Origin of the sequence: Vreelandella zhanjiangensis DSM 21076 (genome assembly GCF_000377665.1) — a bacterium.
In the GTDB taxonomy this organism is placed as follows: domain Bacteria; phylum Pseudomonadota; class Gammaproteobacteria; order Pseudomonadales; family Halomonadaceae; genus Vreelandella; species Vreelandella zhanjiangensis.
Map to the genome: position 1 here is coordinate 615869 of NZ_KB898647.1, position 13551 is coordinate 629419.

Annotated in this window: 10 protein-coding genes; 8 read left to right on the plus strand and 2 right to left on the minus strand. The window is 54.6% G+C overall.

Annotation, left to right across the window (positions count from 1 at the left end):
• Positions 1 to 73: 73 nt before the first annotated feature.
• Positions 74 to 2158: a S9 family peptidase gene (locus D467_RS0107075; RefSeq protein ID WP_018916805.1), complete on the minus strand. Its 2085-nt coding sequence runs from the start codon at positions 2156 to 2158 to the stop codon at positions 74 to 76.
• 62 nt (positions 2159 to 2220) lie between these two features.
• On the opposite strand from D467_RS0107075, the gene D467_RS0107080 reads away from it, so the two are divergent.
• The 8 genes from D467_RS0107080 to D467_RS0107115 all read left to right on the plus strand — a co-directional run bounded on the left by D467_RS0107080 (position 2221) and on the right by D467_RS0107115 (position 13244).
• The gene (locus D467_RS0107080) at positions 2221 to 2649 is read left to right on the plus strand and encodes a hypothetical protein (protein ID WP_018916806.1); all 429 of its coding nucleotides are present in this window, start codon (positions 2221 to 2223) and stop codon (positions 2647 to 2649) included.
• A 30-nt stretch (positions 2650 to 2679) separates the two neighbouring features.
• A complete protein-coding gene (locus D467_RS0107085) occupies positions 2680 to 3459 on the plus strand; it encodes a class II glutamine amidotransferase (protein WP_018916807.1) in 780 nt (259 codons plus the stop codon).
• Positions 3460 to 3651: 192 nt separating this feature from the next.
• Positions 3652 to 5331, plus strand: coding sequence for an AMP-binding protein (locus D467_RS0107090; RefSeq protein WP_018916808.1), 1680 nt, complete (start codon positions 3652 to 3654; stop codon positions 5329 to 5331).
• A gap of 127 nt (positions 5332 to 5458) precedes the next feature.
• On the plus strand, positions 5459 to 9463 hold the full coding sequence (gene hrpA / locus D467_RS0107095) for an ATP-dependent RNA helicase HrpA (RefSeq protein WP_018916809.1): 4005 nt from the start codon (positions 5459 to 5461) through the stop codon (positions 9461 to 9463).
• 103 nt (positions 9464 to 9566) lie between these two features.
• On the plus strand, positions 9567 to 10688 hold the full coding sequence (locus tag D467_RS0107100) for a beta-ketoacyl-ACP synthase III (protein WP_018916810.1): 1122 nt from the start codon (positions 9567 to 9569) through the stop codon (positions 10686 to 10688).
• Between the two features lie 30 nt (positions 10689 to 10718).
• Positions 10719 to 11534 (plus strand): MlaA family lipoprotein, encoded by an 816-nt coding sequence (locus tag D467_RS0107105; protein ID WP_018916811.1) that lies wholly within the window; start codon positions 10719 to 10721, stop codon positions 11532 to 11534.
• 8 nt (positions 11535 to 11542) lie between these two features.
• Entirely contained in the window at positions 11543 to 12736 is a 1194-nt protein-coding gene (locus D467_RS0107110; RefSeq protein WP_018916812.1) for a PP2C family protein-serine/threonine phosphatase, read from the plus strand.
• Positions 12726 to 13244 carry an STAS domain-containing protein gene (locus D467_RS0107115; protein WP_018916813.1) on the plus strand — a complete coding sequence of 173 codons (519 nt, stop codon included), beginning with the start codon at positions 12726 to 12728 and terminating at the stop codon, positions 13242 to 13244. Before D467_RS0107110 ends, D467_RS0107115 begins: the two co-directional genes overlap by 11 nt.
• Before the next feature lie 49 nt (positions 13245 to 13293).
• Here the strand turns inward: D467_RS0107115 and D467_RS0107120 are convergent.
• On the minus strand, positions 13294 to 13551 hold a 258-nt coding region (locus D467_RS0107120), incomplete at its 5' end, for an IS3 family transposase (protein WP_018916814.1).

Below are 13551 nucleotides of genomic sequence, written 5' to 3' on the forward strand. Positions count from 1 at the left end.
ATTGTTCTTTTGATAGGCGGCTCAACTCCCTGAGCCGCAACGTGATTGAATGCTTACGCCTTGAAGCTTTTGCTTAGAGAGTGCTTAAACCCAATGCCCAAAGAATAAACGCGTCCTGGCGGGCGGTGTCGCGCCACGCTTTAAATCGGCCGGACGCCCCGCCGTGGCCGCTGCTCATATCGGTATGCAGCAGAATGGGCGCACTGCCTTGCTGCTGTTGCGTTACCTGCGCGTAATATTTGGCCGGCTCCCAGTAGCTCACCCGTGTGTCAAACCAGCTGCCTTCGATCCATAGGGCCGGGTAGTGCTGGGCGGTGATATTGTCCATCGGTGAGTAGCGTCGAATGCGCTCGGCTACCTCGGGTTCTTCTGGGTTACCCCACTCGCTGTATTCTGCGGTGGTCAGCGAAAGGTCAGGGTTTTGCATGGTGCGCAAAACATCCAGAAAGGGTACATCCAGCAAGGCCGCACAAAAGGCCTTGGGTGCTCGATTAATGCAGGTGCCCACTAGCAAACCACCTGCACTGGCGCCATAGGCCGCTATCCGGTCAGGATCGCTAATACCGGTTTCCACCAGCGCATCTCGGGCCGCTAAAAAGTCATTAAAGCTGTTCTCTTTATGGGCCATTTTACCCTTCAGGTACCAGGGCTCACCCCGTTCGCCGCCCCCGCGCACGTGGGCCACGGCAAAGGCAGCGCCACGTTCCAGTAATTCAAGGCGGGCAATCGAGAACCACGGGTCAAGTGCCTCACCATAGGCGCCATAGCCATATAGCAGGGTGGGTAGCGGCTGATCAGCCAGGTCCGCGCGCATTACAATGGATACCGGCACCTGTTCGCCATCAGAGCTGGTTGCCCAGATTCGACGGCTTACCAGCTGTTCAGGTGTCAGGGCGCCATAAACCGGTGCGCGCTTTAGAAGCGTCCGCTCGCCGCTGGTAAGGTCCAGTGCAAACCAGCTGGGCGGTTGCGTAAACGACTCCTCACGCAGGCGCAGTATCTGGGTATCAAAATGCGGCGCATCTTCGAGTAGTTGGGAGCAGGGTTGCTCGGGAAGGCCGATGTACTCATCAATCAGGCGATGCTGGTGCGCATCCAGCACCCAGCGACGCAGAACGACCTGTGCCTGAGTATGATCGCGCTCAGCGATAATAAGCCCCCAGGAGAAGGCGTCGATGCCTTCCAGGGTCACGTCGTCACGCGGCTCGATAAGTGGCTGCCACTGCGCTTTGGCGTCACCCAGCGCGGATTCAGGCAGATAATCAAGCTGAAAATGCGTGCTTGCCTGGTTATGTACTTGGTAAAAGGCGCCGGGGCGATGGTCAATGCTGTACTCAACGCCTGCCTGGCGGGGCTGAACGCAGAGCGGCGCCGCCGCAGGCTGTTGGGCCGGCAGGGCGTAGACTTCGCTGGTATCTTTGGAGCCGCTTTCAATTAACAGCCACTGGCGTGAGCGAGTTTTACCGATGCCCAGCCAGAATTCAGTATCGTCTTCACGCAGGACAAGCGCGGGCTCGGCGTGCTTTTCAGGCGCCTCGAAAGGAAGCGACACCCGCCATATGCTGTCGGGTCGCTGAGTTGCGTCAAAGCGAGTAAAAAACAGCGTGGCCGAGGCAGCAGTTTGATCCTCAGCCCAGCACAGGCCCGCGCCTATATCGCTGATCAGTGCCTGCGGTTGGCCATTCGGCAGCGATTTGATCCACAGCGTATAGCGTTCGTCGCCCTGGGTATCTTCCGTCCAAGCGAGCCACTGCTCATCCGGTGAAAGGGCCATATCGCCCATTTCATAAAATTCTTCATCGGCGGCGCGAGCCTGAACGTCAAAAAAGCATTCACGCTGTTCTGGGTGTCCATTGAGATAACGCCACCAGCGAGGGTAGTCGTCTTCAGAACCGGTTTCGCTCCAGAACGTATAGTGGTCAAGCGGTGTCTCAAGGCTTGTGACGGAAAGCTCGCGACGCGCCAGGTGGCCTTTGTATAATGCCTCGGCCAACGGCGCCAGTGGGGCAAACCATTTTTCCTGCTGCTGATTAGCGCTTTCCAAAAAAGCGCTGACATCAGGCGTCTCGCGTGCTTCCAGCCAGTGCCATTTGGGGTCATTAGCGCGATAATAGCGCGCGACGGGAGAACCTGAGAGCGTGTCTGGCTGTGCTTTCATAAATTGATAGGTACCATAGCGGGAAATCAACGTCGGGTGCGTACACCCATATGAGAGGTATTATGCTGCTTGTAAATTCAATGTCACTGTTGTGGCTAAGTTATTACGGTATTTCGCTGCTGGTGTTAGTGGCTGTCTATTTTGCCCTGGCGTTCCTACCGCGTTTGCCACGCTTAGTGATCACATGGGGCGTGGGAGGGGCCATGTGGGCGCCAGCGTTTTTCCGCTTACCCCTGATAGAAGAAGGTGAATTCTATACCGGATGGGCGCCAGCGGCGATGGTCGCCGCGGTAGGTTTTTTAGAGCATAACGCCAGCGCAGTGACCGGTGGCCTGCTCTGCCTGATCGCCGGCGTGGCAATTGGTGCGGTGATCGGTATTGCTCTTTGGTGGTGGCGCAGACCAGCCAGCACGCCGCCCGCCAAGCGCGTCAAGCAGGACGTGGAAGATGACCCTCAGCCCACGCGTCGGCGCGAACCGGTTATCGGTTAATGTTGATGGTCACCGAGAAGGAGCGTTGCTATGTGTGAGCTGCTGGGGATGAGCGCCAACGTTCCGACCGATATCTGTTTTAGCTTTTCAGGCTTTTTGCATCGTGGTGGCGGTACCGGTCCGCACCGCGATGGCTGGGGGATCGCCTTCTATGAAGAGGGCGGGTACCGGGAGTTTCGCGATCCCCACCCGTCGGTTGATTCCCCTATCGCCCGCTTGATCTGCGACTATCCGATTAAGTCCAACGTAGTGATTAGCCATATCCGACAGGCTAACGTCGGTGGCGTGCGCCTGGCCAATACACATCCTTTCACCCGTGAAATGTGGGGACGCCCCTGGTGCTATGCGCATAACGGCCAGCTAAGCGACTGGCAGGGTTTGCCTCTGGGGGTATATACGCCGGTTGGCAATACCGACAGCGAGCATGCCTTTTGCTGGTTGATGGGCCAGCTGCGTGATGCTTTTCCGAACCCGCCAGCATCCCTCAATGCCTTATGGACAACGCTGCATGGCCTTTGCGAGCAGCTACGAGCATTGGGGGTGTTTAATTTACTGCTTTCCGATGGTCAGTATCTCTACACCTACTGCTCCACGAAGCTTGCGCATATCACCCGGCGAGCCCCGTTTGGTGATGCCGAACTCTCTGATGCGGAAATAACGGTTAACTTTGCCGAGCATACAACGCCCAACGACGTGGTGTCAGTGATTGCCACCGAACCGTTAACCCATAACGAAGCGTGGGGGCGAATGGTTCCCGGCGAGCTATTAGTCTGGCATGAAGGAGAAATTAAGGCGCAATACTGTCCTTAAGGCCAATAGTCGCTACATTACTAAGTAGACATTGAGAGGGTGGCGTACGACTCGATCACTATGGCTAAAGTTTAAACACAAGTTTCAAGCGATCGTTTTACAGCATGCTGCGCGTCGTATATCGTTGGCTCTCTCACCTCACGACAATAACAAGGTCGGTAATATCATCGACATGGATAGCGGAGATTGCCCATGAGCGAACACGCCACAGCTCCTATATTACGCGGCCCTGAGCTTGAAGGGTTGGATCAGTACGACTCCATTACAGACGTTTTTAATGCTGCTGTCAGCCGTCATAAGGAACGGCCTGCGTTTAGCTGCATGGGCAAAACGCTCACCTTTGCCGACCTTGACCGCCTGTCCGCCGACTTTGCGGCCTGGCTTCAGCACGAGACTGACCTAAAGCCTGGCGATCGGATCGCCATTCAACTGCCTAACGTTTTACAGTTTCCGGTCGCCGTATTCGGAGCTATGCGCGCAGGCCTGGTAGTGGTAAATACCAACCCGCTTTACACCGAGCGGGAAATGACCCACCAGTTTAAGGACTCAGGTGCCAAGGCCGTGCTGATTTTAGCCAATATGGCTAAAAAGCTTGAAAACGTGGTTGATAAGACCGACATCAAACATGTGCTGGTGACCGAGCTTGGTGATCTTCACGGCTTACCCAAGCGGTGGTTGATAAACGCTGTGGTCAAGCACGTGAAAAAAATGGTGCCGGCCTACTCGCTGCCCAAAGCGATCAGTTTTCGCGATGCCATGAACAAGGGCGCCTCGTTAAATTATACCGAGGTAAGCCGAAGCCAGGATGACCTGGCTGCACTGCAGTACACCGGCGGTACTACCGGCCTGCCCAAAGGGGCGATGCTCACGCACTGCAACCTGATTGCCAATATGCTGCAAGCACGGCTGGCGATCGGTACACACTTAAAAGAAGGTCAGGAGCTGGTGGTTGCGCCGCTACCGGTTTATCACATTTATACGTTTACGGTTAACTGCCTGTTCTTGATGGAGTCGGGTAATCATTCGCTGCTGATTACCAATCCACGTGATATCGATGGATTTGTCAAAGAACTCAAAAAGGTTAAGTTCACCGCGTTTATCGGTTTGAACACGCTGTTTAACGCACTATGTAACCGGGACGATTTCAAGCAACTTGATTTTTCTCATCTCAAACTGACCATTTCCGGTGGGATGGCCCTGACCAAAGCTGCCGCTCAGCGCTGGGAGGAGACCACCGGCTGCCCAATTGCGGAAGGGTATGGATTAACAGAAACCTCGCCCATTGTGAGCTTTAACCCAACCGATGCCATTCAGCTTGGTACTATTGGCAAGCCCGTCGCGGGTACCGCTGTTAAAGTCATTGATGCTGAAGGCAATGACGTGGCGCTAGGCGAGCCGGGCGAGCTCTGCGTACAGGGGCCTCAGGTAATGAAGGGCTACTGGCAGCGTGAAGATGAAACTCATAAATCCATTGATAGCGATGGCTGGTTTTTTACCGGCGATATTGCGGTACTTCAGGACGATGGCTATATCCGCATTGTGGATCGCAAGAAAGACATGATCCTGGTGTCAGGGTTTAACGTTTACCCCAATGAAGTCGAAGATATCGTCGCCTCTCATCCGGATATTATTGAAGCCGCAGTGGTTGGCGTGCCGGATGAAGATGCCGGAGAAGTCATCAAGCTGTTTGTCGTGTCCAAAAATAGCCAGCTAGATGCTGCAACGCTGCGTAGCTGGTGTAAGGAGCAGTTAACGGGCTATAAAGTGCCCAAGTACATTGAGTTTCGTGACGAACTGCCTAAAACGAATGTCGGCAAGGTATTACGCCGCGAACTACGTGATGAAAAGCCAGCGTCTAGCGACAGCCATTAACGCCCCCAGCCTCGGTTAGGCGTCACGTTGATGGAAGCGTTACAATATCCGGCCCGCTCACTAAAGCGGGCCGGATGTTTATTTGCCCTGTCGCTACACGGCTGGCAACCCCGCTTTTGAGTAACGAATGGAAACTGAGCCTAACGTGACCACCGATATGCCCTCCGATCTAACCGATAACCAACGCCTTGCTGTGCTCAAAAAAGCCATAAGCAACGTTATGCTGCGTGATGCACAGCGTCTGGAGCGCCGTGTAGCAGGGCTGGCGCGTCGTGTACGTGACCACAAGCCAATCGATCATGGTTTAAACGAGGTGCAGCGCGAGATTGAGCGGTCACAGCAATTATTCAACCAGCGTGAGGCACTGAAAGTAGCCTTTAACTACCCCGCTGAGCTGCCGGTAGTCGAGCGTAGGGAAGATATTTTAAACGCCATTCGAGATCATCAGGTGGTGGTGGTCGCTGGAGAAACAGGGTCGGGTAAAACCACCCAGCTACCCAAAATGTGCCTGGAACTAGGCCGTGGGCGGCGCGGGCTAATTGGTCATACTCAGCCGCGCCGGTTAGCGGCGCGTAGCGTTGCCGGGCGGCTGGCGGAGGAGATTGAGGTACCGCTGGGCGAGCAGGTGGGTTACCAGGTGCGATTTACCGACCAGAGTAGCCCTACAACGTTGGTTAAGCTGATGACCGACGGTATCTTGCTGGCTGAAACCCAGCACGACCCCTTACTCATGCGTTACGACACCATCATTATTGATGAAGCGCATGAACGCAGCCTGAATATCGACTTTCTGCTCGGATACCTGAAAAGGCTGTTGCCCAAGCGTCCCGATCTTAAAGTTATCATCACCTCGGCCACTATTGATGTGGACCGCTTCTCGGCCCATTTCGGCACACCTGATGCGCCCGCGCCCGTGATTGAGGTATCGGGGCGTACGTACCCGGTCGATGTGCACTACCGCCCTTTGGCACGTGATGAAGAAGACGAAGAAGACCGCACGCTCCAGGAGGGTATTTTGCATGCGGTCAACGAAATCGAAATCATTGAGCGTGAAAAGGGCTGGCTACATGGCCCGCGGGATGTGCTGGTGTTTCTGCCCGGCGAGCGGGAAATTCGCGAAACGGCCGATACTCTGCGACGTGCCGATTTAAAGGGCACGGAAATTCTGCCGCTCTATGCGCGCCTTTCCAATGAGGAGCAGAATCGGGTGTTTTCGGCGCATCGTGGTCGGCGGATTGTGCTCTCCACCAACGTTGCGGAAACCTCGCTGACGGTGCCGGGCATTCGCTACGTGATTGACCCTGGGTTGGTGCGCATTAGCCGCTATAGCTACCGGGCAAAAATTCAGCGCCTGCCGATCGAACCGGTAAGCCAGGCCAGCGCCAATCAGCGTAAGGGGCGTTGTGGTCGGGTAGCGGAAGGCGTGTGTATTCGTCTTTATGATGAAGAGGATTTTCTTTCCCGCCCGGCGTTTACCGACCCGGAAATTCAGCGCACCAATCTGGCCTCGGTAATCCTTTCCATGCTGGCGCTGAAGCTGGGTGATATCGAAGCGTTTCCGTTTGTGGATCCACCCGATAGCCGGTTCGTCAAAGATGGCTTCCGGCTGCTCTTTGAATTGGGCGCGGTCGATGAAGGTCAGCGCTTAAGCCCGTTGGGCCGCAAGCTAGCCAAGCTCCCCATTGACCCGCGGCTGGCACGCATGGTGCTGGCGGGTGCCGAGCGCGGCAGCCTGCGCGATGTGCTGGTCGTGGTATCCGCTCTGGCCATTCAGGACCCGCGTGATCGCCCGGCCGATAAGCGCCAGGCCGCCGACCAGGCGCATCAGCGGTGGCATGATCCAGATTCCGGTTTCGTGGCTCTGCTCAATCTGTGGCACGGCATTGAAAATGCCCGTGAAGCCCTGTCGGGTAATCAGCTACGCCGCTGGTGCCGCGAACACTACATTAACTACCTGCGTATGCGCGAATGGCACGATACGTTCCGCCAGCTCCGACAGCTGCTGCGTGATATGCAGATCGACGTGCCCGCACCGCTACCGCGGGATGAAGATGAAAGCGAAGAGCAGGCCCGTCAGGCGCGGCGCAAAACATCCGGCAAGCTGCACCAGGCCCTTCTATCCGGCTTATTGTCGAACCTGGGCACGCTGCTCGAAAATCGTGAATACCTGGGCGCACGTAACCGCAAGTTCATGATTCACCCAGGCTCGGGACTTGCCAAGAAGTCGCCTAAATGGGTCATGGCGTTTGAGCTGATTGAAACCACCAAGCTCTATGCGCGTACCGTGGCCAAAATTGATCCTCAATGGATCGAGCCGCAGGCCGAACATCTGGTCAAACGCAGCTATAGTGAACCGCACTGGGAGCAAAAGCGCGCTCAGGTTGTAGCGTTTGAGCAAGTGACGCTGTTTGGGTTGCCGATTGTGGCGCGCCGTCGCGTGCATTACGGACCAATTGACCCTGAAGAGTCACGGAAGCTGTTTATTCGTCGCGCGCTGGTAGAGGGCGAGTTCAATACAAAAGGTGCGTTTTTCGCCCATAACCGTGCGTTAATTGATGAAGTCGAGGCGCTCGAAGACCGTGCCCGTCGACGTGATATTCTCGTCGATGAAGACACGCTGTTTGGGTTTTACGATGAGCATATTCCTGCTGACGTTATCAACGGCAAAGGCTTCGAGCACTGGCGTAAAGAGGTGGAACGTCAGGCGCCCAAGCTGCTGCACTTTGATATAGACGCGTTAAAAGCACGTGATGCAGCCGATGTCACCCAGGCGCAGTATCCCGACCATTTAACGCTTGGCGGGGTGGCCTACCCTGTTAGCTATCATTTCGAACCCCACGCCGAGGATGACGGCGTTACCCTGACGGTGCCAGCTGCCATGTTGCCGCAACTGCCGGTACATGCTCTGGAGTGGCTGGTGCCGGGGTTATTGCGTGAGAAGTGCATTGCGCTCTTGAAATCGCTGCCCAAAAGCATTCGTCGCCAGGTGGTGCCTATTCCTGATTGGGTAGACGCTGCTTTGGAGACGCTGGCACCTGACCAACGTCCGCTAACGGAAGCGCTGGGCGAGTTTATCCGCCGCCGGACGGGCACGCGGGTGCATCCAGATGATTGGCGTTTGGACCTGCTTGAGCCGCATCTGATGATGAATGTTCGTGTGGTCGATCATGCGGGGAAACAGCTGGGTCAAGGACGCAATGTAAGGGCGCTTGAGCAGCGCTTTGAGGCGGCTGCAAGCGCCGGTGCTCAGGCATTAGCCGAGCAGGCAAGCCATGCCCCTGCGCTTGAAGGACTGCCAGACGAGCCGTTGCCCGAGTCGCGAGTTACCACACAGGCGGGCATTCGTGTTGAAGCCTATCCTGCGTTAGTTGCCGAGGTGGGAGAGTTTAAGGTTGCGCTGTTTGATCATCCGGCAAAAGCGCAGGCCGCGCATCAGGAAGGCGTTGCCCGTCTGGCCATTGCCCGCCAGCCTGACCAGGTTAAGGCCATCAAACGCTTACCCGATGTTGAAAAATGCGCGCTGCTGTTTGCCAAGGTAGGCAGCAAGCAGGCATTGGTGGATGATCTCTTGCTTGCGGTATTTACCCAGGTAGTTGCCCAGCATCCTCTGCCGCGTTCATCTGCTGAGTTGGTCGCGCGTCTGGACGCCACTAAAGCAGAACTTGTTGAACATGCCGCCACGCTACTCAAACAGGTTGAAGCCGCATTGAAAGGCCATTTGGCGGTGACTAAAGTGCTTAGAGGTAAGCTCAATTTTGCACTGGCTTTGACCTATAGCGATATCAGCGCACAGATGCAGCGCTTGGTCTATCCTGGCTTCATTCGTGATGCGGGGCAGTGGCTTGCCGAATACCCCCGCTATACTGAAGCGGCGCTGATTCGCCTTGAAAAGGCAGCCCGTGAACGCGGACGCGATCACATGATGATGCACGATATTCAAGCACTGGAAACACGCTTTGATGCCCGGCGTAAAAGCGAGCGGCGCGGGCAGGTTGAAGACCCTGAGTTAGTGGCGTTTGGCTGGTGGATACAGGAGCTTCGCGTGTCGCTTTTTGCTCAGCAGTTGGGAACGCTAATACCGGTATCGAGCAAGCGGCTGGAAAAACGCTGGCAAGAGATAATTAGCGTTTAGAGGACGACTGGTAAAATCGACCAATAACGCACACAGTAATGTTAAGCGCGAGCCGTAGGCCTACGCCAACGATGGATGGCAAACCGCTTAAAGGAGAACAAGCATGACAAATGTGGTGATAACCGGTACGGGGCTTTATACGCCGGAACACGCCATTGATAATGCGGCTCTGGTGAGCGCATTTAATACGTGGGTCGACAATGAGAATGCACGCTTTGCTGAAGAGATAGCGCGCGGTGAGCGTGAGCCGTTAGCCCATTCCAGCAGCGAGTTCATTGAAAAAGCATCGGGTATCAAGAGTCGTTATGTATTGGATGCCGCGGGTATCCTTGATCCTGAACGTATGCGCCCTCAGCTTCCTGCGCGGCAAAATGATGAGCCGTCCATTCAGTGTGTAATGGCGACAGCTGCCGCCCGGCAGGCGCTGGAAAATGCCCAGGTAGCGCCAGAAGATATTGAACTCGTGATTGTGGCGTGTTCAAACCTGGAACGTGCCTATCCGGCCGTGGCGGTTGAAGTACAGCAAGCTCTGGGGGCAGGCGGCTATGGGTTCGATATGAACGTTGCCTGCAGTTCCGCAACGTTTGCTCTGGAAACCGCCGCTAACGCCATTGCATCGGGTAGCGTAAAACGTGCCTTGGTGGTTAATCCTGAGATATGCTCAGCACATTTAAATTTCCAGGATCGTGACAGCCACTTTATTTTCGGCGATGCTTGTACGGCTGTAGTATTAGAAAATAGTGCGGTGGCCGTTGCCAGAGAGCGCTTTGAGATATTGGGCACGCGCCTGGTTACTCAGTTTTCCAATGCGATTCGTAATAATGCAGGTTTTTTGAACCGTGTGACGGACAGTGATCCACTGGCGATTGATAAACTGTTTGTGCAGGAAGGGCGGCGGGTTTTCAAGGAAGTATGTCCGCTGGTAGCCAAGCTTATTTCTGAGCATTTAGCGTCGCTTGAGCTATCGGGTAGCGATCTTAAGAAAATGTGGCTGCATCAGGCCAATCGCCATATGAATGACCTTATCGCCCGTAAAGTATTAGGTTTTGAGCCCAGCGAAACGCAGGCGCCTATCATTTTAGACCGTTACGCCAATACCAGCTCGGCAGGCTCCATTATCGCTTTCCATCTGCATCATGATGGTTTGGAAGAGGGCGATATCGGGGTGATCTGCTCGTTTGGGGCGGGCTACAGCGCAGGTAGCGTTGTGGTGCGGCGTCAGTAATAGCATTTAAGTTCTACAAGAGGAAAGATCATGCTGCGGTTTTTAGCCAAGCAGAATTCCGTCGTCACCGTGCGTAATGCAGCGCTGCCAATAGTGCTGTTTGCCACGCTTGCGGTAAGCGGTTGTGCCAGCACCGGTACTCAAACGGCCGCCGAAGCGCACCCAGACGACCCTTGGGAAGGCTTTAACCGCCGCGTCTTTGTATTTAACGACGTGCTGGATCGCTATGCGTTGAAACCGGTAGCAACTGGGTATCGCACGATTACGCCTGACCCTGTGCAGACCGGGGTGGGTAATTTTTTCTCCAACCTTGGAGAAATACGCACGGCTATTAACAGTTTGCTTCAGGGCAAGCCAGCCAATGCTGGTTTGGCAACGTCGCGTTTTTTGATCAACTCAACCGTGGGTATTGGCGGGCTGCTTGATTACGCGACATTGATGGAAATCAACGCAAGCGATGAGGATTTTGGGCAAACCCTGGCCGTTTGGGGATGGGAAGAATCGCGGTATTTAGTCTTACCCCTCCTGGGACCCAGCACCTTGCGAGATACGACAGGGTTGCCAGCGGATATGGCGGCATACCCAGTCACTTATGTAGAAGACGATGCAACTAAAATAGGCCTGACGGCGCTTAATATTGTCGATATTCGTGCTGGCTTGCTCGACCAGGAAAATCTGATTAGCGGTGATCGTTATCGGTTTATACGCGATGCTTTTTTACAGCGCCGCCAGTTTGAAATTAATGATGGCGAGTTAGGCGATGATCCTTTTGCAATGGATGACTTTGATTTCCAGGACAGCGATTTCGACGACAGCGACGTTAGTGACGACGATTTCGCCGATTGAGGCTTAACATGGATCATTCCAAGCAGCTGATTGCGGTGATCGCCGAGCCGGGTCCTGAGCGTAATGCACTGGCAGAAGCTATCACGTGTGATGGCATGTGGGTGTTTGCAGCCGATAATATCAGCTATCTGCCCGCAGAAACGGCGCTGATTGTTGCCCATGCACATGCAGTGCCTCATCAGCATTGGTCGCAGTTAGCCGGACGTCTGCCGACCTTGGTGGTGAGCGATTCACGTCAGGATGCTGATCTGATTAAAGCGGTGGATATTGGGTTGGTGGACTATATTGTTCATCCGCTGCGCCACGCTGAGCTGCTACGGCGAATGATCCGTAAGGCCATTGAGCTGCATGCGCTTGCCAGTGAGCGCGACCGGGACCGCGCGCGGCTTGCCGAGCTAAACGAGAGTTTAGAGACGCACCTGGCGTTACTGCGTATGGATCAGCAAAGCGGCGGGCATATTCAGCGCCGATTGTTGCCTGCCCGGCCCAAGGTCATTAACAGCGTTTATTTTGACTACTGGTTTGCTCCTTCGCTGTATCTGTCCGGTGACTTTCTCGATTACCAGCGTTATAACGAGCGCTACAGTGCGTTCTACTTCGCCGATGTCTCTGGCCATGGGGCATCATCGGCGTTTGTGACAGTACTTTTGAAGTATCTGTGCAACCGGTGGCTCAATGAGTGGGATGGCCTGCAACCAGAGCGCCTGGCACCGGACTGGCTGGCGGCCATGAACCGCGAGTTGCAGGGCACCGATATCGGTAAACATGCCACCTTGTTCGTCGGGGTTATTGACCATTGCTCGCATACCCTTCACTATTCGCTCGGCGCTCAGCTGCCAATGCCTTTATTGGTTGCTGATGGTCAGCTCGTTCGGCTTGAAGGAGAGGGAATGCCGGTAGGTCTTTTCCCCGATATAGAGTATCCTTCGCTGAGCTGTGCTTTACCGGCTGAATTTCGTTTATGGCTGTGTTCAGACGGTGTATTGGAATGCTTGCCGGGTAAAACGCTCGACACGCGGCTCAAGGAACTTGAGCAATTAATAAGCGAAAGTGTCACGCTTGAGCAGTTGCGCGACCGGCTAGCCCAAACAAATGCACTCCTTGCAGAAGGCGATGCAATTGATGAGGCAAACCCAGACCGCGATGCTTTACCCGATGATCTAACAATCATGATGGTGAGCGGATTTGGTCATGCTGATTGATGAAGGCCGTATTAAGGCGGCGTTCGACTCCGGTGTTTTTGTATTAAAACTCTGTGGCGATGTGCGTTTAACGCTTTGTGCCACGCTTGATACCCAAGCGCAGCGCCTTGCTGAAACGCCAGGCTTACAGACCGTAATGATAGATTTACGCGAAGCAACGAATGTTGATTCGACGGCGTTGGGCTTTTTAGCAAAAGTCGCGATGGCGGTGAAAGGGCGTCTGGCGCACCCGCCTACCATTATTGCCGATAATCCTGATGTTCGAAAAATGCTCGACGTAATGGGGTTTGCGCGTTTTTTTACGCTGATGGAAGCGCCGCTTCAGCAGGCGTCCGTGCTTAATAGTGCGCTGATTGATCTGCCTGAAGAACCCGCGGATGAAGAGGGGCTGCGCGAGCGTATTCTTGAGGCACACCGTATTTTGATGCACATGAATGAGCATAACCGGGAACAGTTTCAGCCGCTGGTTGATATGCTGGAAGCGCAAAATACCGAAGCTCAGCACTAAAAAAAGCCTCCGCTCTGAACTGACCCCATAAATTTGGACAGTAAAAAAACTAAGCGGCCAAGGCCTGATTTCGGTACTGTACCGGACTCAGGCCTTTTAGCTTGGTCTTAATGCGCTCGTAGTTGTAGTAATGGATATAGCGTCGGATGCCCGCCTGTAACTGTTCAATATTGTCGAACCGGTTCAGGTAGAAATATTCAGACTTCAGCGTTCCAAAGAAGCTCTCTATGGCGGCATTATCGAGACAATTTCCCTTGCGTGACATGCTCTGGATCACACCATACTCCGCGAGTTTGCGCCGGTAAGC